Consider the following 20,872-nt stretch of genomic DNA (forward strand, 5'->3'; position numbering starts at 1 on the left):
AGCCCCTGCTTACCCCATCAGGCGATGGCGGGCAATGATGATGACGTTTGATCCGCAAATGCACACCAGCCGTAACAAGAAGGAACCACACCTTCTGCAACCCGGCTTTGGTAACGATCATGAAGACGTTCTTGGCACCATCACTGAAACAGCTGCTTGGCACATGCGTGCTTGCGGGCGGTATCTTTGTGTCATCAAACGCGATGGCAACAAGTGACACTGTGATTGAGCAGGCAAGCCTGACGAGTGCGTTCGAGGCAACCGATACCTGCCGCAGTTTCGATCCGATTGCGCGATATGGCAACGAACTTCGTTTTCAGATCCGGCGCAATGATTCCCCGGTCGGGAGCCATGTGGTGCAGTTCAATCAGGGCCGCGACGGCCTGCAGGTGGTTGCGCAAAGCAATATCGATATCAGCTTCCTGGGGTTTAACGCCTATAGCTTTGATTATCGCTCCGAAAGCCTGTGGCAGAAGGGCCGGTTGGCTGCCCTTTCGGTGCGGGTCGATGATGATGGCGATCAAACAGAAGTCACCGCCAAACCGGATGATCAGGGAACGCTTGTTGTCACCGGTCCCAAAGGCCAGCAAACCCTGCCTGACGGCATTTTTCCAACCGATCACTGGCATTGCGGGGTGTTGGGCAGCAAGTCGGTCCTGAACACCATCACCGGCAAGCCCAACGTAGTTGATATCACCCCAACAACAACCGAAATGCTGCGCACAACGAACGGCACGCTGCGTGCGACCCGATTTACCTATGACGGCGAGCTTGAAACCACCGCATGGTACGATGCCGATGGGCGCTGGGTGGGCCTCGCGTTCGAAGCACGTGATGGATCCACCATCACCTATCGCTGCATGAGTTGCGCGACCCAAACCGCGCAAAAGGATGAGGAATGAGCAAACACTTCCAGACCATCTGGATTATCGGGGCATCATCAGGCATTGGCGCGGCATTGGCCCGCAAATTCCATGAAAACCCGACATCATCAGACCAGAAAGTCATCATTTCGGCGCGAAATGCCGACAGATTGAATGAATTGGCATCCGAAATGCCGGATTTAACCCCGGTAACGGTCGATATCACCGACCCAAACGCGGTCAACAGTGCTGTTGGCACGGTCGAAGCGCAGTTTGGCCTGCCCGATCTGGTGATTTTGGCGGCCGGGATCTATTCGCCGATGAAACTTGATGCCTTTTCGGCAGCAACCATCCGAAGCCATGTTGATACCAACTATATGGGCATTGTGAATTGTCTTGAGCCCCTTTTGACCCGGATGCGGGCCCGCAAGTCCGGCGAGATTGCGGTGATGGCATCGGTCGCGGGTTATCGCGGATTGCCCAATGCATCGGCCTATGGCCCGACCAAGGCGGCCCTGATCAATCTGTGTGAATCACTACATACGGAGCTCAGCGGCAGTGGCGTTTTGCTGCGCGTGATCAATCCGGGGTTCGTTAAAACCCGTCTGACCGACAAGAACGATTTTGAAATGCCCTATCTGCTTGAGCCCGAGCAGGCAGCAGACTTCATCTATCGCGGGCTTTGCGGCAGTGACAAATTCGAGATTGCCTTTCCACCCCCATTCGTGCGGCAATTGAAGCTGACGCGAATTTTGCCCTATCCGCTTTTCTTCAAACTGATGCGCAAACTGATCCGAGCATGACCGACATCACCGAAAACAAGCGCCAGTTACTGGCGGCATATGCGGCCTATTACGAGAACCTGTCGCTTGAGACGGTTGATCAGTTAAACGATCTGGTGACAGAGGATTTTGTTTTTTGCGATCCGTTCACGACGGTTCGGGGGCCAAAGGATGTCTGCGCCTATCTGGCGAAGGCCTTTACCGATGCGGACGACCCACGCTTTGTCGTCACCCATCGCGCGATTGACGGGGATCGGGGTTTCTTGCGCTGGAAATTCAGTGCGCGGGTCAAGGTCATCGGCGATTGGGAATTCACCGGCATGTCGGAGCTTACCTTTAACGAGGATGGCACCTGCCTGACATCGCATTTCGACCATTGGGATTCCGGGCAGAACTTCTATGCCAAAATCCCGGTGCTGCGCTGGTTCATTCAACGGCTTGCACGACGTGTTGCTCCTTCGTGAAAAACAGCGTCACTTCACCGATTTCAAAGCCCCATTTCTTGACCCGTGCGCGGTTGACCAAGACCCCATCTGGCTGCAGGAACATCCAGTCGTTGAAGCCAACCCGCCAGGCGCCATCACCGACCTTGAGATCCATGTCATAAGACCAGTTCAGCGCATTGCCATACTGGCTGCCGATGGCAGTCCCGACAATGTCATCAGCACGGCCTTCATAGGTGTGTTCACCGGTTTTGGTGATCTCCCACACGCGGCGATCTGTTTCGCCATCATCATAGATAAAGTCTTCTTCCAGTGTCAGAACACCGTCTTCGACCGTTCCCGTGATTTCAACGGTGAACTGACGACGCAGCGTTCCGAACCGGTCTTCGAAAATACCCCAGGCCCGGCTGTTGCCTTCGAAATAGTCAAACACGTCGAATCGGGGTTCTTTTTGCGCGAAATCCTGCGGTTTCATTGACCCACATCCGGCTAATAGCACCAAAAAACACAGCGCCGTGAAATTCCGCAGCATCGATTTTCTCCTGTCCTGACATCCCAAGATCAAACGGTGCGGCGTGAAAGGCGCCGACGAATGGCAACCTGATGCGCACCATCCAGTGGAAAGCGCCACATCATCCCGATTGCTCCTGCTTTCAATACGATGGGGATCACCGCATAGATCAAAACCAGCACGATCAAAGCACCGGTTTTTTCATCCCCGCCCTCGGTCAGGCCAAAGGCCCCCAGGATCGGAAGCGCGATCCCCGCCGCCAACGCCATGGCAAGCTTGTTGGTCATGTTCCAAAGGGCAAATAAAAGCGCGGTGCGCCGCACGCCAAAGCGATAGCGATCCCAGTCATCGACATCGGCCTGAATGGCCGGCGGCAGGGCAAGGTCCGCCCCCAAAGCCGCACCGGTCACAAGGCAGATGAGGGCAAAGGCGCCAAAGTCCCCGGCATCAAGGATCGGTACAAACACAAAGGCAATGATCGCCATCACCATGGCCAGACACCAGACCCGGTGTTTGCCCACCCGTCCAGCCATGACAACCCAAAGCGGAATGGCGATGATGGCGGCTGCGAAATAAAGCAGGATCAGCATGTTCTCGCTGTCCTGACCCAGTTCGAGGTAATAGCGAACAAACAGCGGGAAGCAGACCGCAGGCAGCCCGGCCGCCAATCCATTGATCATCCAGGCTGCCAGCAGACGCATGAACAGGCGATTGTCGCGCAGGCTGCGAAACCCAAGACGCACGGTCTTAACAAGGTTACCTGACCCCATACCAGTTGCCGTCGAGTTTGTGCGTTTTTGCTGCGCAACCGGATCAGGCACCTGCCAGATCAAAAACGCGACAAAGACAGCCCCCAGTGTCAGGGTCACGATGGCAAGGGTCTGGATTTCCGCGGCACGATCCGTGGCGTTGATCAGAACCGGAATGGCCCCGGCCAGAACAATGCCGATCAGACCGGCCCCTTCGCGAAGAGCGGTAAGCGACGTGCGTTTTTTATAATCACCGGAAAGGTCCGCCCCCCAGGCAAGATAGGGCACCTGAAACATCGTCCAGCCGAGGAAAAGCACACTCGCCCAAATTAAAAGATAGAGTGCATCGGGGTCTTTGGGTGGGCTGAACAAATACCAAAGGCCGATCCCGGCAATCAGTGCCCCGACCCCGGTCCAGATTTTGCGATTGCCGGTCCTGTCTGACAGCCAACCGACCACCGGGTCGGTCAGCATATCGATCATTCGCACCAGCAAAAGGACCACGCCTGTGATCGCCAAGCCAAGGCCAAGGTCATCGCCGTAATAACTTGGCAACAGGACATAGGCCGGGATGGTCGGCACGGCTGCGGCCATCGCCGGAAGCGCATAGAAGATGGATGTCTGGGTGGGGTATTCAGTCGGACGCATTGTCGCGATGTTCGATCACGAACAGGCCAACATCGATCGAGCCCTGATCAAAGCCGGTTTCGCAATAAGCGAGATAATATTCCCACAAGCGTTTGAAACGCAGATCAAAGCCCTGCTTGGCAATGCCATCCCAGGCATGCTGGAAGCTGCGCTGCCATTCGGCCAGCGTGCGGGCATAGGATTTGCCAAAGAATTCCGAATGGCGCACTTCAAGCCCGGCGTTCTCGACCGCTGCTGACAGTGCGGTTGGCGAGGGCAACATTCCCCCCGGAAAGATGTAGCGCTGAATGAAATCCGCCCCACGTCGATAGGTTTCAAACCGGTCATCATCAATGGTGATGATTTGCAGGACCGCTTTGCCGCCCGGCTTCAGACGGTTGCGGATCATTTCGAAATAGGTTGGCCAATGTTCTTCGCCGACCGCCTCGAACATCTCGATCGAGACAATTTTGTCATACTGGCCTTCTTCATGACGGTAGTCGCGCAGAACAATATCCGTCCGGTCATGCAATCCCTGCAGCAACAGGCGTTCACGGGCATAGGCATGCTGTTCGTTCGAAAGCGTTAGCCCCGTAACGTTGCAGCGATATTTGCCGGCGGCCAGTTCGGCAAAGCCGCCCCAGCCACAGCCGACTTCAAGGATAGTCTCGCCGGGTTTCAGATCCGCAAGCGCGCAAATGCGTTCGTATTTCGCGTCCTGGGCCGCATCCAGCGACATGTCGGACGTATCATACAGGCCCGAAGAATAGGTCATGCTGGGATCAAGCCAGGCGCGATAGAATTCGTTGCCGAGATCATAGTGATAGGCAATATTGCGCTTTGAACCCTCAAGCGTATTGGCGTTGCGCAAATGTCCGATCCGCGCCACCGTGCGGGCCAGAAAACCAGCCGCCAGACGGGCGCGCACAATCGTTTCATTGCGCATGGCAAAATGCATCAGGTGGGTCAGGTCCGGGCTGCTCCAACTGCCATCCATATAGGCCTCGGCAAAGGCGACATCGCCGCCGGTGGCGAGTTTGCGGATTGCCTGCCAGTCATGGATATGGATGGCCGCACGCAGGTCGGTTTCCTGATCACCGGTAAAATGAAGGGTATCGTTATCGGGCAAAACAATGGTCAAACGCCCGTAATGCAAATGCGAAAGAACACGCTTGAGCATGGCTTTCAGAAGACTGCGACTGCCCGTCATGCTGCCCAGCATCGGCAAGATGCGGTCACGCAGCGGAAGAATGTCGGCGGATGCATTACGATTGCGGTTTGGCATTGTTTTTATCTCTTTCCTGCTTGGGCCGCTGCCGTCCCGGTTTCCAGCACATAGGTCACGGCATGCTCTGGCGGTGCTGGTCGTTTATGGAACGTCATACCCTTTCGCCAAAGATGGAGCGCCTCCCAATGGATACCTGCCACGACCTTTAGCGTCATGAGCGGGTAGCGAATGAACGCTCCTAACAGTTTACGGTCGGAAAGCTCGGTTCGATCACCGACAAAGGCGGCATTGAGAAACGCGCCCTTGGCATCGGTCTCGCGGATGGCGACCGCAACGTTTTGATCGGGAATACGAATTCGGAAATGATAGTCTGCAACCATGTCGATAAAGGGTGAGACATAAAAACCCTTCGCACAGGACTGGCGCAGCACGTTTTTGTCATCCAGCGCACCGTCACCCACCGGGATCAGATAACTATGCCGATCCCCAAAGGTGTTGGAGACTTCATAAAGCACCGCCCCCACCGAACCGTCCGCCCGGTGGCAGAAATAAACCGACAACGGATTGAACACAAAACCAAGTAAACGCGGATAGCACAGCAATTGGATTTTGTGCGCACAATCGCCCAAACCGTGACCCTGCAGAATGCATTCAAGTCGGGTGCGCAGATCGGCTTTGCCGCCATCGGCGTGATCGCGATCATGGAACGAAAACAGGTTAAAGCGGTTGCGGCTGAACAGTTTCAGCTTTGCGGCAAGACCATCGATCTCATCAAGATCAAGCAGGAAGGAAAACACCCGATAGCGCAGCTTGTGCTTTTTCGGGCGTAACCGATGGTGGGCAACTACCCCTTCAAACAGGGCCGATGTCGGCTTATCCGCAACAGGTCGTGTCATGCGGCCTCGCTTGATTGTGCACGCGCAGGATCGCCAAGATGGATGCGGCCACTTTCATTTTCCACGTTCCACGGACGGCGAACATTGCCAAGCGCCTCGGCCACGGCAAGGCCGGACTGAATACCGTCTTCATGGAAGCCATAGCCAAAGTAACTGCCACAATACCAGATGTTATCCACCCCCTGTATCGACCACAGGTCTTTTTGCGCCGCCATTGCACCCGCATCAAATAGTGGATGATCATACAGGAACGACCGGATCACGCTGCCGTCTTTGGGGTGGCGTGGCGGGTTGAGGGTCACGAACAGGGGTTGCTGTTGATCAAGATGCTGCAGGCGGTTCATCCAATAGGTCACGCAGACTTTTTGTTCGCCGTCATGGTCCTCGGCCAGGTAGTTCCAGCTTGACCAGACCTTCTGGTTTTTCGGCATCAGGCTGGCGTCATTGTGCAGGATCGCCAGGTTGCGTTCATATTTGAAGGCTGACAGTAGATCACGTACACGCGGATCGGGTGCATCCTGCAGGGCCAGCGCCTGATCACCGTGGCAGGCCAGAACCACGTGATCATATTCTTCGCGTTTGCCATAGCGGTCCTCGACAAAGGCACCGCCAGACGCAGTTTTGCCGACCTTGGCAATGGCACGATCAAGAACCACACCGCCGGAAATGTTTGCTGTCATGCGTTTCACATATTCGCGTGACCCGCCAACCACGGTGCGCCATTGCGGGCGATCCTTGATCTGCAAAAGGCCATGGTTCTGACAAAACCGGACAAACGCCGCCAGCGGATAGGCCATCATGGTATCAACCGGCGTTGACCAGATCGCAGCCCCCATGGGCAAAAGATGGTCATTGATAAAGGATTTGGAATAGCGCTTGTCGCGCAGGTAATCGCCAAGGCTGATATGTTCGGCCGTACCGTCTTCAAGGGCAGCGGGTACTTCGCGGTAAAAACGCAGGATATCACGCACCATTTTCCAGAAGCGTGGGCGGAACAGATTGCGTTTCTGGGCAAACAGGGCCGAAAGATCCCCACCGCCATATTCCAGCCCGCCTTCATCCATCGAGGCAGCAAAGGACATATCGGTCGGCGTGGTTTTGACATCAAGATGATCAAACAGCGCACACAAGTTCGGATAGCATCGGGTATTGTAAACGATAAAGCCGGTATCAACCGGGGTCTGCCCCGCATCGACCGTGTTGGAATGCCCGCCGGGGCGGTCATCCTTTTCATAGAGCGTTACATTATGTGATTGGCTCAGCAGCCAGGCCGCAGACAGGCCGGAAATGCCGGACCCGACCACAGCGATATTGAGTTTTCCCGGGGTGACGATGTTCATATCGGCGGGGCCTGTTTGCAGTTAATGTGTGAGTGTTACATATGAGTACGCACGTTAAAGACGTGCAGATCACCCTGAATTATTTGTCGGGTGTCATTGTAAGTATCTGGCAAAAACATACATTTTTATTTGATCCAAATGAATGCGGCCGACGTAGGATTGGAATGATGAACACGATCCTGGCGCGGCCCCAAAAGGGACCAGAGACCAAAATGAGCGGCACCACACCACGACGCACCGGACCAGCTGATCCGGTCGAAGCGAAAAGATGTGCCGACTGGATTGTTTCCGTCGCGACCTCGCGCGATCGGGAAGCGTTTGCGCAACTGTTTGCGCATTTCGCCCCGCGCGTGAAGGCCTACATGTTCCGATTTGGCGGCAATTCCGAAACCGCCGAGGAAATGGCTCAGGAAGCAATGATGCAGGTCTGGCGCAAGGCGCACCTGTTTGATCCCTCAAAGGCAGCGGCCAGTACGTGGATTTTCACCATCGCCAGGAACCTTCGAATTGACCGGTTCCGGCAACGTAAACATATCGAGGTTGATGATTCCGACCCGACTTTGATCGTCGACGAAGACCCGCTGGCAGATGACATTGTCAATCGTGACCAAGAGGCCGTCCTTGTCAAAGCCGCGATGGCGGAATTACCAGCCGATCAGAAGGTGGTCGTTGAATTGTCGTTTTTCGAAGATTGCTCACATAGCGAAATCGCCGAGCGTCTTGATATCCCGCTGGGGACTGTGAAGTCCCGGTTGCGGCTTGCGCTTGGCAAGTTGCGTGGCGGACTGGAAGGTGTCGCATGAATATCAAGCATCATCCAACCGATCAGACATTGATGGATTATGCCAGTGGTTCCCTGTCGCAAGCGATGGAGCTTTTGGTGGCAACCCATATGACCGTGTGCCCGCATTGCCGCGACAAGGTCAGTGGATATGAAACCATGGGCGGTGCCGCCCTTGAAAGCACCGACAGCATGTCTATGGCGGATCATTCACTTGATCACGTCATGGCAATGCTTGAACGCGATACGGCGAATGAAAACATCGTCACCGAGGAGTTGCCATCCTTGCGCCGCGTTGCAGTTGGCGAAAGCATTACCGGCAGCGCCATGAGCGCCCTGCCAAGGCCGCTTGCCGATCTGCTGCCCGACGATGTGATGTCGCTCGAAGACATTCCATGGAAAACGCTTGCACCGGGTGTGAAGCATTTCCAGCTGAAATCAATCGAAAGCAAGGGCACAGTGCGCCTGATGAAGATTGCACCGGGTGTGTCGATCCCCGATCACGGGCATCATGGTCATGAAATGACTTTGCTGATCAAGGGATCCTATATCGACGAGATCGGACGGTTCCGGGCCGGTGATGTCGCGGATCTTGATGATGATATCGATCATCAGCCGATTGCCGATACGGCCGAGGAATGCATCTGCCTGATCGCAACCGATGCCCCGATGAAGTTCAACCGTCTGCTGCCGAAATTGCTGCAGCCGTTCTTTGGCATCTGATACCCCCGTTCCCAATGCATCCTAACGCATCAAGGCCCCGTTGGCATCACGCCTTTGGGGCCTCTTTTCTGTGAAGTTCTAGGCTGCGGGGACCAGCCAGCTGATGTGATGTTCTGCCGGTCCCGGCAGCTTGCAAGTTTTCGCAAGCCAGTCGCCGATTTCGCCAAGCTGCTGATCAAACTGCCAGGGCGGATTAACGACCAGAAGCCCCGTACCGCGCATGCGGCCCTTTGCCCCGCCCTGATCGGTGGCCAATTCAGCACACAGGACACCGCCCGATGCCTTGATCGCCGCAAATGATGTGCGAAGCTCGGCGTCAAATCCGTCTTCAAGGATCGGATACCACAGCATGAAGGTTGCGGTCGGCCATTTTTCCCAGGCCTCACGCACGGCCTTGGCGGCCTTTTGATAATCCTGTTTCACATCATAGCTTGGGTCCATCAGCACCAACCCACGCCGGATGGCCGGCGGCATCATGCCAACCACACCTTCATAGCCATCGCGCTTGTGCAGATGAACGCGCGTATCGCGCTTCACCCGGTGACACAGTGTTTCATGTTCGCGCGGATGCAGTTCCATCAGGACCAGTTCATCATCCTCGCGCAGCATTTCGCGCACAATAAACGGCGATCCGGGATAGAACGGACCGTGATTGTCGTCGCCGTCGCGCACGCCATAATCGCGGCCCTTGGCGACCGGATCAAAACCCGCGACGTAGCTTAGAAATTGCTGCAACATTTCCGGCGCGTCATTGGCATCTTTTGCCCGCGCATACCCGTCTTTCCATTCGCCGGTTTTGGCCGCCTGTTCGCTGCCCAGATCATACCAGCCCGATCCGGCATGGGTATCAATCACGCAGAACGGCTTTTTCTTTTTGCGTAAGTGTTCAAGCACCAGCCAAAGGGCAGCATGCTTGTGCATGTCGGCAAAATTCCCAGCGTGAAAGCCGTGCAGGTAACTGAGCATGGCGGCTTATCCTTTCTTCGGGCGCGAACGATGGCGTGCAGGCTTTGCCCCGCCCGGCCTGCGGCGTTGGCTGGTGTCCGATGCGCTGTGTGCCGCATCGTTGGGGGCATTGCGTTGGCGGGCCGATTTATAGCCCCCCTTACGCCGAGAACTACCCGGCTTTGCGCCAGCGCGTTCGCCATCGGATGGGTTCTCAGTCTTGGTGTTGCCGTCATCGGGCAATTGATTACGCCGCGGCGGCTTGGCCGATCCGGGTGAAAGTCTGCGATGGGTGGCGGGCGGTGCATCGACCTCGATCACCTTCCATTCGCCGGGCGCGAGGTCACCCAGCGTCCAATCCCCGATGGCATGGCGGATCAGGCGCAAGGTCGGGAAACCGACCGCGGCGGTCATGCGGCGCACCTGACGGTTTTTGCCCTCGGTAATTGTCAGCTCAATCCAGCTTGTCGGGATGGCCTTGCGATAGCGTACCGGCGGATCACGCTCCCAAAGCCCGGCCGGTTCATCAATCAACCGCGCCTTGGCGGGCAAGGTCAGGCCGTCTTTAAGCTCCACCCCGCGCCGCAGGGCTTCGAGGGCTTCGTCGGTTGGTTCGCCATCGACCTGCGCAAGATAGGTTTTGGGTTTTTTGAATTTCGGGTGGGCGATCTGCGCATTAAGCGGCCCGTTATCGGTTAACAGCAACAACCCCTCGCTATCGCGATCCAGCCGGCCAGCAGCATAAACACCGGGCAGATCAATATAGTCAGCCAAGGTCGCCCGGCCGTTTTCACGGTCGGTAAACTGGGTCAGCACCCCGTAAGGTTTGTTAAACAGGATCAATTGCGCCATGGCGCGCATAAAACCAGCTTTGGCGAGGCTGTCAACTGGGTTCAGGGCCTAATCCCGGATGAGATATTCCATGGTGGCGACCACGCGCACGGTCTTGTTGATCTGGTTTGCTTCCATCATGTTGGGCGCACCATCAGCCGCCAAAATCTGAAACAGGCCCTGCGTTGCGCGACGAATACCGCCAAGCTCACCGCCGGAATCGCTGGCGAATTGTTGGGCCGCTTCGCGGGCATTGGCAGTTGCCGCCGCGATCATTTCCGGCTTGATGTCATTAAGACCCGTAAACAGGTAACTCGGCCCCGGGTTATAGCCCTGCCCGCCCAAAACAACACCGCTCTGCAACAGCTTGCCGATATCCTGTGACGCGGCAACCACCGCATCAACATCATCGGTGCGCACCTGAATGGTCTGATTGACGATATAGCGACTCTCAATCGGGCCGGAGCGATAGGACTGGGCAAGTTGATCGGTCACTTGCAGATTTTGCAGCTCCGTTGCTTCGCGCGTGATGCCATGACTGGCAAGGAATTCAAAGAGTGTGTTGGTATCGGCATCGATCTTGGCCTGTGCGTTTTGCAGCACATCATCGGTCGCAACATAGGTAATCGGCCAAACGGCCTTGTCGGCCTTTACGTCACGTTCAGCCAGCCCCTTGACCGTGACATAGCGATCAAGGGCACGCATGTTTTCAATGCCGGTTCCGACCAGCCAGCCCGATGCTGCCAATCCACCGGCAACAACGATTGCCGCAACAACTTTTGCAAATCCCGATGATTGCGCCATGGGGCCGTTTCCTTTGCAGTTTCTCTGTCCGATTCCGCGCGATATGCCAGATATGATATCGCGGGCGATGACTTTCACGGTATCTGCATTGTATTGGCGTGAAAAACGGCGATTGCGGGGCAGTATTTGGCCACGACGCCCTCCAACTGCAGCCAAAATGAAAATATTTTGAATGCATTCAAAAACTGTCGCATTCACCCTTCGGGCGTGGTAAAACCCGGCCAAATCATTCGCACCAAGCACCACATATAACGCCACAAGAGGTCATCCATGCTGCGTTCTGAAATCAATGCCTGTATCGAGCATGCCAAGGAACTTTATGCATCCATCGCATTCAAACTGCCGGAATGGGCCCATTACAGCCCGGCACAATGGGATGGCGAGGCCGATCTGGCGAAATGGTGCCGCGACCATCAGATGGGCTGGGACGTTACCGATTACGGCGAAGGCGATTTCGCAAAGCGCGGCCTGATCCTGTTTTGCCTGCGCAATGGCATTCTGCGCCAGCCGGGCGAAGTGCCCTATGCCGAAAAGATCATGATTGTTGGCGAAAATCAGGAATGCCCGTGGCATTACCACAAGGTCAAAATGGAAGACATCATCGTGCGTGGTGGCGGCAACCTCGTGATCGAGCTTTGCAACCTGACCGATGATGGTCAGATGGACCGCGAGAACGAGGTCCGCGTGCGCACCGATGGCAAGCTCAACATCCTGCCCGCCGGTGGCAAGGTTGTTCTGCAGCCGGGTCAAAGTGTCACCTTGCCGCGCACGCTTGTGCATCGCTTCTATGGCGAAGAGGGCAAAGGCCCGGTCATTGTCGGCGAAGTGTCACAGGTTAATGATGACCTCACAGACAATTACTTCTTTGACTGCGATGCCCGCTTTACCGAAATCGAAGAAGACGTCGCGCCGATCCATCCGCTGTGGAACGAACTGCCCAGCAGCTAAGCAACGTCGTACGCCCGATAAAGAAAAAGCCCTGCAGCAATCCTGCAGGGCTTTTTGCTTGGATACTTTGACGTTCTGACCTACTCGGCAGGCGGCAAGTCTTCCTTGTTGCCAAGAATATCGGTGAATTCCGGCATATCGCGCAGTGGTTCAAACTCTTCTTCGCTCCAGGCCGGTTGGCGCATGGCATCAGAAAGTTCGACCGCACGGCGCAGATCCGCAAGGGCGGCTTCCTTGAAGCCCAGCCCCGCATTGGCGCATGCGCGCTGATAATGGCCGTTGGCACTTTCGGGTTCCTCGGCCAGCAACCGGTTGCACAGACTGAGCGCCCAGTCACGGTCACCAAGCTGAAGGGCGGCGTCCGCCTTATAGGCCATGACTTCCGGGTCGCCGGGGGCAAGTTCGAGGATCTTGTCATAGGTTTCGATCTTTGCGCGCGGATTGCCCAACTGGTTGGCCTGCAGCCACAGCGCATGAATGGTCTGGGTGCGTTCGATTTCGTGCTGATGTTCGTTGATCAGTTTGGATTTCAACAGCAGTTCATTTTCAAGCGAGGTCAACCGCCCTTCGAATTCCTGCGACAGGCGCTGCAATTCGGTATTGGCCAGATTGCGCACACTTGATTTCAGTTCGCGCAGGGACTGCCAGCCCAGCATGGTCAGAAGCGCACCGACCGCTGCCACGAAGTAGAAGAAATAAGTCACGGTGTTCGAAGAATACGAGATCGCCTTGTCGATGGCCTCAAGCTGGCGATTGACGACTTCGCGCAGCAATTCGGCACGCATGCCCTGCATTTCTGTGCGCAGGTTTTTCAGCTCATCAAGAACATACCGTTCCATAAGCGGCGGCATGTTGGAGCGTTCTTCGGCCGATAGCGGGCGATAATCAATTGCCGGGTTGTCGGTCGTACTGTCGGTAACCTGACCATTGACCGTTGTCTGGTCGGATGTATCGTTGCTTTGCGCGACGGCCACATCTCCATAAAGGACAACCCCCAACATCACCGTCAGAGCAGCGATCAAAGCAGATAGTTTCCGCATCTTTTCTTCCCGTCTTCTTGTCCGGATTGGAACCGTTTCCCGATCACTGAAACTACCGAACATGCTTGAACAAACCAATAAAATTACAACCTGCACACTCTGTACGCGCATGTGACAAAACTGATATAGTCTGTAACTTAAATACGCGTCCCAGACTTAAAGAAGTGGTGAGGGTCAAGACCTATTAATTTGATTGGAATGGCAGAGCTTAAATTTGTGAAATCCAAGGAAAATGCCGCCTAGCGGGTTGGTATCCCGCTTAAGGGATTTGACACAGGAGTTTGCAAATATAAGCTCTGTCCTTCGGATCGCTTAGATTTGCACGGGTTACTTTGTCGCAAAACCTTGAAAGATAAATATCTTCCGGCGGTTTTGCTTCGCGTATCCGCACAAATCTGAGTGACCATTCAAACCAAATTAAAAGGTCCTGACCCTACAGTCCCCACGATATCGCTCCTTCAGGTTCCCCGGAATGCCTCAGCAAGAACAATACCGACAGCGGTCGTATGCCCTGTCGCGTGAAACGCTGGAATTACTAAATGAATTGGGTTTGAGTGCAAACCCGATCAATTTCGCTGTGTTCTTTGCCTATGTCGAAAAATCCAATGATGATCTGGTTGCCCTGATTGATATCCTGCGCAGCAACCAGCGTGCACTTGATGATCTGAAGTGCCACGAGCTTTATCAACGTTTCATCGAACCGGGCCGGGCCGAGCTTCTGCGCGAAGCCATCTCAAATGATCTGCACCAACAGGTTTCCAACCTTCTGCGTCGCCTGTCTGACGGGAAAGATCAGATCAGTGCGGCTGCCAACGATCTTCTTGGTGTTGCTGACCTTTCTGATGCCCAAAGCACGAAAGACGGTAACAAGGATACCAGTCAGGACCCGGCCGAAGTGACCCAGCTGCTTCTTGATCTTGAAGAAATGAAGCGCGAAGCCCACACCGACGGGCTGACGGGGATTGCCAATCGCAAGGCGTTTGATGAAAGCCTGCGCGATGCCGCCATGGCAACGATGGAAGGTGGCGAGTGCCTGAGTATTCTTTTGATCGATATTGACCACTTCAAACGGATCAATGACACCCACGGCCATCAGGCGGGCGATCAGGTCATCCGCACGCTGGCCAAGACGCTGCAGCAAAATGTCAAAGGACGCGACACCACCGCACGATATGGTGGCGAGGAATTCGCGGTTATCCTTCCGGCCACGACCCTGTCAGATGCCATGCGGGTGGCGAAAATATCCGCGCATCCATTGAGTTGCTACACCTCAAAAGCATCAATCGCAACGAAGACCTTGGGCGTATTACCGCCTCTATCGGGGTTGCGACCTATCAGCTGGGTGAGCCCCTGACCCGCGTGATCGAACGCGCCGATCAGGCATTGTATCTTGCCAAGGAAAGCGGTCGAAACTGTGTGATGAACCAGAACGATCTGCTTCATCAACCGATCCCGCGCGCGGAAAGTGCCTAAGCATAGTGGCGGCTGCCAAAGCCACTTTTCAACCACACGGAAACTTGTTCAAAAACCCGGTCTACTGCTGACCTATATCAAACCGTTAGCTTATTCTCTTGCATAGGATAATGCCGCAACTTTCAGCGACATAATTCTACTGCAGGAAATTGATGACCGCGCACGGGCTTAATCACAAAACAGCACAAACCTACACCGAGGCTGCCCTTAGATTGATGGCGGAGCTCGGCGTGATGTCACACCCGGACAATTTCCAGATTTTCTTTACCTATGTCGCGAAAACCAATTTCGACCTTTGCCGCACCATCGATATCCTGCGCAGCAATCATCGCGAGTTTGATGAGGCGCAATGTGAAGAACTCCATACCCGGTTCTTCAGCGACAAGCGCGAAAACGAAATCATCGAACGCATTTCCAACGACCTGCGCGAACAATTGGGCAGTATCCTTGATACGGTTCACGAAGTCGGCGTCGACACCCGGAAATATAACAAGGCGCTCGATCATTTCTGTTCCTATGTCGGGGACAAGAACCGCGATCTCAGCAATCTTGAGCAAGCACTTCATACCCTGCTTGGCGCGACGCGCGAGATGGAAGGGGTTAACCGCACCCTTGAAAACCGGTTGACCAACAGCTCATGCGAAATCACCCGCCTGCGCGAGGACATGGAAGACCTCAAACGTGAAGCCCTGACCGATGGCCTGACCGGTATCGCCAACCGCAAGGCTTTTGACATGCAGTTGCGTGAAGGCATGATGCACGCGATGGAGGATGGCCAACCGCTGAGCCTTTTGTTGCTTGATATCGATCACTTCAAGAAGTTCAACGACACCTATGGCCACCAGATCGGCGATCAGGTGATCCGACTGATGGCCGAATCCCTCACGCGCAATGTCAAAGGCCAGGACACCGCAGCCCGATATGGTGGCGAGGAATTTGCCATCATCCTGCCCAGCACATCGCTTGGCAATGCCGTGTTGTTTGGTAATCAGTTGCGTCATTACATCGAAAGCCACAAGGTCGTGTCAAAAAGCGGCAAGACCATCATTGGCAAGGTCACGGCATCCATCGGCGTTGCCGAATTCCGACCCGGTGAAACGATCGCCAAACTGATCGAACGCGCCGACATGGCGCTGTATTTCGCCAAGGAAAACGGACGCAATCAGGTCGCCAGCGAAAAGCAGGTTTTGGGCAACGATAGCCCTGCGCAAACCGGCAAAGGTATGGCAGCCCAATAGGCAATTGCGCTGCTGGCACTGACAACACGGTCATTTCCACGTATAAGCAGGTCCGAAACTCATATGAATGGATCTGACGGGCTTGAAAAAGATTGATGTTCTTGTCATCGGGGCGGGTGCAGCCGGCCTGATGTGTGCGATTGAAGCAGGTAAACGCGGGCGGTCCGTCGTGGTGGTGGATCATTGTGCCAAGCCGGCGCAGAAAATCCGTATTTCCGGCGGTGGGCGTTGCAACTTTACCAATATCCACACGAGCCCGGAAAACTTCATCTCCGAGAACAAGCGTTTCTGTGTATCCGCGCTCAAGCGTTATACGCAGCATGACTTCCTTGATCTGGTGAGCCGCTACAACATCGCTTGGCATGAAAAAACGCTGGGCCAGCTGTTTTGCGATGAGTCGTCGTTCCAGATCATCGACATGTTGCTTGATGAATGTGACGCCGCCGATGTGACGATCAAGCTCAATACCGAGATTTCCAATATCATCAAGCGCGACGATGGCGGCTTTGATGTCACCACGCGCACCGGCGCACAGTGGACTTGTGAGTCGCTTGTGGTTGCCTGTGGCGGCCTATCAATCCCGAAAATCGGGGCGACCGGTTTCGGCTATCAGATTGCGCGACAGTTCGGCATCAATGTCATTCCGACCCGTGCCGCCCTTGTCCCGTTTGTATTTGATCCGGATTTGCGCGCCCGAACCGGGGAGCTTTCCGGCATCTCGGTCGATGCAATTGTGCAATGCAACAAAAAGCAGTTCCGCGAAGGATTGCTGTTTACCCATCGTGGTCTTTCCGGGCCATCAATCTTGCAGATTTCGTCTTACTGGAATGAAGGTGATGCCATCACCGTGAACCTGAACCCGGAAGAAGATGCCTTTGATCTTTTGAAATCTGCCAAGGGTGAAAACCCGAAACAGGCCGTGCATACGGTTCTGTCACGCATTCTGCCCAACCGGCTTGCCCAGATGATTGCATCCACCCATGGTCTGGATCGCCCGATTGGGGAAACCGGTGACAAGGCGCTGCGCAAACTTGCCATGGATGTCAATCAATGGGCCCTGACACCCAGCGGCACCGAAGGATATCGCACGGCCGAGGTCACCGTTGGCGGGGTGGATACCAATGCCCTGTCATCGAAAACCATGGAAGCCCGCGACGTGCCCGGTCTTTATTTCATCGGCGAAGTTGTCGATGTCACCGGCCATCTCGGCGGGTTCAACTTCCAATGGGCGTGGTCGTCTGGCTGGTCTGCCGGACAGGTCGTTTAGCCCCATTCAAATCCTTGCTCCGTATGCCTTTTTTGCTGAGCCGGGAACAAATTATGCATCCAACCGTTTGAGTTGTAAGCGCGGTGCAAACGCCGCTGCAACAAATGTGAGGTTGGAACATGCTTGAATATGGTGGAATTCTTGGACTTCTCGTCCTGATTGCCGATATCTGGGCGATCGTGAACATTATGGGCAGTGGTGCAAGCACCGGCTCAAAAGTCCTGTGGACTGTGCTTGTTGTTGTTCTGCCGGTCCTTGGTCTGATCATCTGGTTCTTTACCGGACCGCGCAGTGGTCGCGTGACCGCATAAAACCGGACATCAATCATTCCCTCAATGACAAAAAAGCCGACAGGAAACTGTCGGCTTTTTTGTTTGTTTAAATGCCTGCAGCAAAAATGACCGCAGCCCCGATACCAATCAGTGCGCCGCGCACCAGGATTGAGCGCGGGGCGATCAACCCGTAGGAAATTGCGGTCAATCCAAGCGCCACCTTAAGCCCGGCGACAATCGCCCAAAGCGGATCACTGGCAAGCTCGATCAGGGTGCTGTTGGCGATCATGGCAAGCGGTACGATATAAAGCCCGATGCCAAGTGCCATTGCGGTGCCAGCGACCTTGAGCCAGTTTTCCTCGACCATGCCAGCGGCAATAAACACCGCCCCGCATACCGGCGGTGTAATGGTCGATAAAAGCGCAAACCAGAAAACAAACAAGTGCGCCTGAAGCGGCTCAAGCCCCAACTCAATCAGGGCGGGCCCCGCGACCGAGACGCAAATGACATAGGCCGCCGTGGTTGGCACTTCCATGCCAAGGATCAGACAAGCAAGAGCTGTCAGAAGCAGAGCTGGCCACAACATGCCGCCCGAGCCCGAGATCAGAAGCGAGGTAATCTTGACACCCAGCCCGGTCAGACCCAGCACCCCGATCACGATCGACGCGCACAAAATGATCGACCCGATCATCGCCACCTGACGCCCGGCATTCAGACACACATCGGTAAACCGTTGCTTGCTGCGCGCAAAATCAACCGTAAGATCCGCATCCAGCAGCAGCAACACCGCCCCGGCCAAAAGTGCCAGACAAGCCGCATATTGCGGGGTAAACCCACCGCCAAACATGCCCCAAAGCAGGATGGTAAAAGGTACGAGGAAAAAGCCCGACGTGATCAGGACTGCCCGCATGTTCGGGCGGTCTTCCTTGGGCACACCGGGCAGATCAAACCGCATGGCAAAGGCATTGATGCCAACCCAGACGGCCAAGAAATAAAGGATGGCTGGCAACATGGCCGCAACCATGATCTCGACATAGGGTTTGCCGGTCAGCTCCACCATGACAAAGGCCCCGGCCCCCATCAGTGGCGGCATGATCTGACCACCGCTTGAGGCCACGGCCTCAACCGCTGCAGCAAGACGTTTGGGATAGCCAAGCTTGGTCATGGCCGGCAGGGTAATCGCCCCGGTCGAGGCAACATTGGCCGACGCCGACCCCGAGATCGAGCCAAACAGCGCCGATGACACCACCGACACCTTGGCCGCCCCGCCCTTGAGCCGACCGGCAGCAGCCCCGGCCACATTCATGAAGCCCTGACCGGCTTCGCCGCCATTAAGAACTGCGCCAAAAATCACAAAGATCGCAACAATATTGACCGACACCCCGGTCAAGCTGCCCCAAAGGCCGCCTTCGGCGATGGTGAGGGTCCCCAGCATGCTTTCGATCGGAAGCCCCGCATGCCCGAACTCGCCCGGGACATGTTGACCAAACAATGCATAAAGAAGCGCAATCGCCGCCACTGTCGGCAAGGGCCAGCCAATCGCGCGCCGTGCCATTTCAAGCACAATCAACAGCAACGCGCCCGCCAGAACGATCTGGCTATTGCCCATCAGAAAACCATACTGATCGCCAAGTGCCTGATGGTTGGCGACGATCCAGCCACATCCGATCAGACCGATAATGGTCAGAAAGATACCCGAGATTTTCTGGGCACGGGTTTTGGCAACAAAGATCAGCGCCCAGGGCAAGGCCAGCGCCATATGGATCGGGCGGCTGACAAGATTGGGCACCAATCCTGAAAAGATCAGCCACAGGTGAAAGGCAATCGAAACGGCGCCAAGGGCGATCCAGAAGGGGCGAGTGGAGGCTGACATATTGTAAATGGCTTGCTTGATAAGAAACGGCCCGGCAGTTCTGCCGGGCCTTGAACATGTGATGGGATCAGCGATCAGCGCTGATCATCGCGGACGTTAAAGCCGACTTCGTCGTAATAGCGCAGCGCACCGGCATGCATTTTGCCGCTGATGTTGGCCAGCATTTCTGGGGTGACACCATTCCACCAAGACGAGCTTTCGCCCATTTTTGCCTTCTGCTCCCAGAAGGTCTTGGTGAGCTCATAGGCAGTATCCGCATCCATCTGGGTGGTGGCAAAAGCCACAACCGAAAGCGATGCGGTGGTGATGTCCGCATCCTGACCGTTATAGGTACCCGCCGGAATGACGGTCTTGTCGCGCTTGGTTTGGGCGAGCTGATCATTGGAAAGCGAAAGAACTTTCACATCGGTGCCCGCCGCAGCCTCGATCACGTTCGGGGCCGGCCAGGAACCAGCCGTCACGAAACCATCGATCTGACCGTTTTTAAGCGCAGCAACAGCATTCGACAGTTCGGCGTCTGCCAGATCAACCTTGCCTTCAAGACCAAACAGTTTGAGGTACTTTTCCCCTTCACGCGCCCCAAAGGAACCCTTGCCGAGCAGAACGGTTTTGCCTTCAAGATCGGCAAAGCTGGTCGCGCCGGAATCAGCACGCATGACGAAATGCATGGTCAGCGACGGGATCGGGAACAGGGCGCGGACATCGGCAAACTTTTCAGTCGGACGGCCATCGAACGGGCCTTTGCCCTTCTGAGCCAGCCCAACCAGACCGGGCGGGGAGGTAAAGACATAATTGCCCGGACGCACCATGGCTTCCATGACGTTCTGAACCGAGCCCTGGCTTTCTTCGACCGTGACGATGATGTCGCCATCGGTACCGGTTTTCATAGCCTCGGCGAACTGGGCAGCCATCTGGTAATAGGATGATGCGGCCTTGGCTGATTTCAGGGTGACACGGGTTTCGGCCTGCGCGGCATTTGCCACGGACAGCGCCATCATACCGGCGGCAATCACGCCGAGTGTACGGATAAGTTTCAAGGTTTCCTCCCCTTGTATGGTGGGCTCATCGTCTGGCTTGAACGCCGTTTATGGCCGATAAACCAAAAGTCTGGTGGCGAGACGCAAAAACCAACCCCGTTTCAAGAGGATTTTGGCAAAATGCGTCTGATTTCGGACCATAGAAAGCATCAATCCCCCCAAGGTCAAGCAGCTTGTGCGATTTTCAACAATCAAAGCGGA

At 55.4% G+C, this 20,872-nt stretch carries 22 protein-coding genes; 11 read left to right on the forward strand and 11 right to left on the reverse strand.

Annotated features, from left to right (window positions below):
- Positions 1-119: 119 nt before the first annotated feature.
- Genes ACXAIA_RS11045 through ACXAIA_RS11055 form a run of 3 tightly spaced genes read left to right on the forward strand, consistent with a single transcriptional unit; the run spans position 120 to position 2,109 of the window.
- Entirely contained in the window at positions 120-902 is a 783-nt protein-coding gene (locus tag ACXAIA_RS11045) for a DUF6134 family protein (RefSeq protein ID WP_475349369.1), read from the forward strand.
- The gene (locus tag ACXAIA_RS11050) at positions 899-1,666 is read left to right on the forward strand and encodes an SDR family NAD(P)-dependent oxidoreductase (protein ID WP_475349370.1); all 768 of its coding nucleotides are present in this window, start codon (positions 899-901) and stop codon (positions 1,664-1,666) included. The genes ACXAIA_RS11045 and ACXAIA_RS11050 overlap by 4 nt, the downstream gene beginning before the upstream one ends.
- Positions 1,663-2,109 carry a nuclear transport factor 2 family protein gene (locus tag ACXAIA_RS11055; protein ID WP_475349371.1) on the forward strand — a complete coding sequence of 149 codons (447 nt, stop codon included), beginning with the start codon at positions 1,663-1,665 and terminating at the stop codon, positions 2,107-2,109. Before ACXAIA_RS11050 ends, ACXAIA_RS11055 begins: the two co-directional genes overlap by 4 nt.
- Here ACXAIA_RS11055 and ACXAIA_RS11060 read toward each other — a convergent pair.
- From ACXAIA_RS11060 to ACXAIA_RS11080, 5 genes are all read right to left on the reverse strand, one after another.
- Positions 2,072-2,563, reverse strand: coding sequence for a DUF3833 domain-containing protein (locus ACXAIA_RS11060; RefSeq protein ID WP_475349372.1), 492 nt, complete (start codon positions 2,561-2,563; stop codon positions 2,072-2,074). The genes ACXAIA_RS11055 and ACXAIA_RS11060 overlap by 38 nt on opposite strands.
- Before the next feature lie 86 nt (positions 2,564-2,649).
- A complete protein-coding gene (locus ACXAIA_RS11065) occupies positions 2,650-3,996 on the reverse strand; it encodes an MFS transporter (RefSeq protein ID WP_475349373.1) in 1,347 nt (448 codons plus the stop codon).
- The gene (locus ACXAIA_RS11070) at positions 3,983-5,260 is read right to left on the reverse strand and encodes a class I SAM-dependent methyltransferase (protein WP_475349374.1); all 1,278 of its coding nucleotides are present in this window, start codon (positions 5,258-5,260) and stop codon (positions 3,983-3,985) included. Before ACXAIA_RS11070 ends, ACXAIA_RS11065 begins: the two co-directional genes overlap by 14 nt.
- 5 nt (positions 5,261-5,265) lie before the next feature.
- The gene (locus ACXAIA_RS11075) at positions 5,266-6,099 is read right to left on the reverse strand and encodes a DUF1365 domain-containing protein (RefSeq protein WP_475349375.1); all 834 of its coding nucleotides are present in this window, start codon (positions 6,097-6,099) and stop codon (positions 5,266-5,268) included.
- Positions 6,096-7,439 carry an NAD(P)/FAD-dependent oxidoreductase gene (locus ACXAIA_RS11080; protein ID WP_475349376.1) on the reverse strand — a complete coding sequence of 448 codons (1,344 nt, stop codon included), beginning with the start codon at positions 7,437-7,439 and terminating at the stop codon, positions 6,096-6,098. Before ACXAIA_RS11080 ends, ACXAIA_RS11075 begins: the two co-directional genes overlap by 4 nt.
- 212 nt (positions 7,440-7,651) lie before the next feature.
- Here ACXAIA_RS11080 and ACXAIA_RS11085 point away from each other — a divergent pair, with 212 nt between their 5' ends.
- Together ACXAIA_RS11085 and ACXAIA_RS11090 are read left to right on the forward strand one after the other, a co-directional pair.
- Entirely contained in the window at positions 7,652-8,242 is a 591-nt protein-coding gene (locus tag ACXAIA_RS11085; protein WP_475349377.1) for a sigma-70 family RNA polymerase sigma factor, read from the forward strand.
- On the forward strand, positions 8,239-8,943 hold the full coding sequence (locus ACXAIA_RS11090) for a ChrR family anti-sigma-E factor (RefSeq protein WP_475349378.1): 705 nt from the start codon (positions 8,239-8,241) through the stop codon (positions 8,941-8,943). Before ACXAIA_RS11085 ends, ACXAIA_RS11090 begins: the two co-directional genes overlap by 4 nt.
- A gap of 78 nt (positions 8,944-9,021) precedes the next feature.
- Here the strand turns inward: ACXAIA_RS11090 and ACXAIA_RS11095 are convergent, their stop codons facing one another.
- The 3 genes from ACXAIA_RS11095 to ACXAIA_RS11105 are packed head-to-tail and all read right to left on the reverse strand — an operon-like array spanning position 9,022 to position 11,523.
- Positions 9,022-9,909, reverse strand: a complete 888-nt coding sequence (locus ACXAIA_RS11095; RefSeq protein WP_475349379.1) for a 23S rRNA (adenine(2030)-N(6))-methyltransferase RlmJ — start codon at positions 9,907-9,909, stop codon at positions 9,022-9,024.
- 6 nt (positions 9,910-9,915) lie between these two features.
- Positions 9,916-10,740 (reverse strand): rRNA large subunit pseudouridine synthase E, encoded by an 825-nt coding sequence (locus ACXAIA_RS11100; RefSeq protein WP_475349380.1) that lies wholly within the window; start codon positions 10,738-10,740, stop codon positions 9,916-9,918.
- Between the two features lie 48 nt (positions 10,741-10,788).
- The gene (locus ACXAIA_RS11105) at positions 10,789-11,523 is read right to left on the reverse strand and encodes an SIMPL domain-containing protein (protein WP_475349381.1); all 735 of its coding nucleotides are present in this window, start codon (positions 11,521-11,523) and stop codon (positions 10,789-10,791) included.
- 270 nt (positions 11,524-11,793) lie between these two features.
- On the opposite strand from ACXAIA_RS11105, the gene ACXAIA_RS11110 reads away from it, so the two are divergent.
- Positions 11,794-12,471 carry a D-lyxose/D-mannose family sugar isomerase gene (locus tag ACXAIA_RS11110; protein WP_475349382.1) on the forward strand — a complete coding sequence of 226 codons (678 nt, stop codon included), beginning with the start codon at positions 11,794-11,796 and terminating at the stop codon, positions 12,469-12,471.
- 80 nt (positions 12,472-12,551) lie between these two features.
- Here ACXAIA_RS11110 and ACXAIA_RS11115 read toward each other — a convergent pair whose 3' ends face one another.
- Entirely contained in the window at positions 12,552-13,511 is a 960-nt protein-coding gene (locus ACXAIA_RS11115; protein ID WP_475349383.1) for a tetratricopeptide repeat protein, read from the reverse strand.
- Positions 13,512-13,983: 472 nt separating this feature from the next.
- Here ACXAIA_RS11115 and ACXAIA_RS11120 point away from each other — a divergent pair, with 472 nt between their 5' ends.
- The 5 genes from ACXAIA_RS11120 to ACXAIA_RS11140 all read left to right on the forward strand — a co-directional run bounded on the left by ACXAIA_RS11120 (position 13,984) and on the right by ACXAIA_RS11140 (position 17,800).
- Positions 13,984-14,865, forward strand: a complete 882-nt coding sequence (locus tag ACXAIA_RS11120; RefSeq protein ID WP_475349384.1) for a sensor domain-containing diguanylate cyclase — start codon at positions 13,984-13,986, stop codon at positions 14,863-14,865.
- On the forward strand, positions 14,772-14,984 hold the full coding sequence (locus tag ACXAIA_RS11125) for a diguanylate cyclase domain-containing protein (protein WP_475349385.1): 213 nt from the start codon (positions 14,772-14,774) through the stop codon (positions 14,982-14,984). Before ACXAIA_RS11120 ends, ACXAIA_RS11125 begins: the two co-directional genes overlap by 94 nt.
- A 152-nt stretch (positions 14,985-15,136) precedes the next feature.
- Positions 15,137-16,222 carry a GGDEF domain-containing protein gene (locus ACXAIA_RS11130; RefSeq protein WP_475349386.1) on the forward strand — a complete coding sequence of 362 codons (1,086 nt, stop codon included), beginning with the start codon at positions 15,137-15,139 and terminating at the stop codon, positions 16,220-16,222.
- 67 nt (positions 16,223-16,289) lie between these two features.
- Positions 16,290-17,489, forward strand: a complete 1,200-nt coding sequence (locus ACXAIA_RS11135) for a BaiN/RdsA family NAD(P)/FAD-dependent oxidoreductase (protein ID WP_475349387.1) — start codon at positions 16,290-16,292, stop codon at positions 17,487-17,489.
- Between the two features lie 119 nt (positions 17,490-17,608).
- Positions 17,609-17,800 (forward strand): PLDc N-terminal domain-containing protein, encoded by a 192-nt coding sequence (locus ACXAIA_RS11140; RefSeq protein WP_475349388.1) that lies wholly within the window; start codon positions 17,609-17,611, stop codon positions 17,798-17,800.
- 67 nt (positions 17,801-17,867) lie between these two features.
- Here ACXAIA_RS11140 and ACXAIA_RS11145 read toward each other — a convergent pair whose 3' ends face one another.
- On the reverse strand, positions 17,868-19,634 hold the full coding sequence (locus ACXAIA_RS11145; protein WP_475349389.1) for a TRAP transporter permease: 1,767 nt from the start codon (positions 19,632-19,634) through the stop codon (positions 17,868-17,870).
- Positions 19,635-19,708: 74 nt separating this feature from the next.
- The gene (locus tag ACXAIA_RS11150) at positions 19,709-20,671 is read right to left on the reverse strand and encodes a TAXI family TRAP transporter solute-binding subunit (protein ID WP_475349390.1); all 963 of its coding nucleotides are present in this window, start codon (positions 20,669-20,671) and stop codon (positions 19,709-19,711) included.
- Positions 20,672-20,872 lie beyond the last annotated feature (201 nt).

The organism is Thalassospira sp. ABL2_045 (assembly GCF_056161285.1).

Bases quoted from the DNA above. Each gene is read 5' to 3' on its own strand.
- ACXAIA_RS11065 (WP_475349373.1), bottom strand. From the start codon at position 3,996: ATGCGTCCGACTGAATACCCCACCCAGACATCCATCTTCTATGCGCTT.
- ACXAIA_RS11100 (WP_475349380.1), bottom strand. From the start codon at position 10,740: ATGGCGCAATTGATCCTGTTTAACAAACCTTACGGGGTGCTGACCCAG.
- ACXAIA_RS11105 (WP_475349381.1), bottom strand. From the start codon at position 11,523: ATGGCGCAATCATCGGGATTTGCAAAAGTTGTTGCGGCAATCGTTGTT.
- ACXAIA_RS11090 (WP_475349378.1), top strand. From the start codon at position 8,239: ATGAATATCAAGCATCATCCAACCGATCAGACATTGATGGATTATGCC.
- ACXAIA_RS11135 (WP_475349387.1), top strand. From the start codon at position 16,290: ATGGATCTGACGGGCTTGAAAAAGATTGATGTTCTTGTCATCGGGGCG.
- ACXAIA_RS11095 (WP_475349379.1), bottom strand. From the start codon at position 9,909: ATGCTCAGTTACCTGCACGGCTTTCACGCTGGGAATTTTGCCGACATG.
- ACXAIA_RS11115 (WP_475349383.1), bottom strand. From the start codon at position 13,511: ATGCGGAAACTATCTGCTTTGATCGCTGCTCTGACGGTGATGTTGGGG.
- ACXAIA_RS11085 (WP_475349377.1), top strand. From the start codon at position 7,652: ATGAGCGGCACCACACCACGACGCACCGGACCAGCTGATCCGGTCGAA.
- ACXAIA_RS11110 (WP_475349382.1), top strand. From the start codon at position 11,794: ATGCTGCGTTCTGAAATCAATGCCTGTATCGAGCATGCCAAGGAACTT.
- ACXAIA_RS11130 (WP_475349386.1), top strand. From the start codon at position 15,137: ATGACCGCGCACGGGCTTAATCACAAAACAGCACAAACCTACACCGAG.
- ACXAIA_RS11055 (WP_475349371.1), top strand. From the start codon at position 1,663: ATGACCGACATCACCGAAAACAAGCGCCAGTTACTGGCGGCATATGCG.
- ACXAIA_RS11075 (WP_475349375.1), bottom strand. From the start codon at position 6,099: ATGACACGACCTGTTGCGGATAAGCCGACATCGGCCCTGTTTGAAGGG.
- ACXAIA_RS11120 (WP_475349384.1), top strand. From the start codon at position 13,984: ATGCCTCAGCAAGAACAATACCGACAGCGGTCGTATGCCCTGTCGCGT.
- ACXAIA_RS11070 (WP_475349374.1), bottom strand. From the start codon at position 5,260: ATGCCAAACCGCAATCGTAATGCATCCGCCGACATTCTTCCGCTGCGT.
- ACXAIA_RS11080 (WP_475349376.1), bottom strand. From the start codon at position 7,439: ATGAACATCGTCACCCCGGGAAAACTCAATATCGCTGTGGTCGGGTCC.
- ACXAIA_RS11045 (WP_475349369.1), top strand. From the start codon at position 120: ATGAAGACGTTCTTGGCACCATCACTGAAACAGCTGCTTGGCACATGC.
- ACXAIA_RS11060 (WP_475349372.1), bottom strand. From the start codon at position 2,563: ATGAAACCGCAGGATTTCGCGCAAAAAGAACCCCGATTCGACGTGTTT.
- ACXAIA_RS11050 (WP_475349370.1), top strand. From the start codon at position 899: ATGAGCAAACACTTCCAGACCATCTGGATTATCGGGGCATCATCAGGC.
- ACXAIA_RS11140 (WP_475349388.1), top strand. From the start codon at position 17,609: ATGCTTGAATATGGTGGAATTCTTGGACTTCTCGTCCTGATTGCCGAT.
- ACXAIA_RS11145 (WP_475349389.1), bottom strand. From the start codon at position 19,634: ATGTCAGCCTCCACTCGCCCCTTCTGGATCGCCCTTGGCGCCGTTTCG.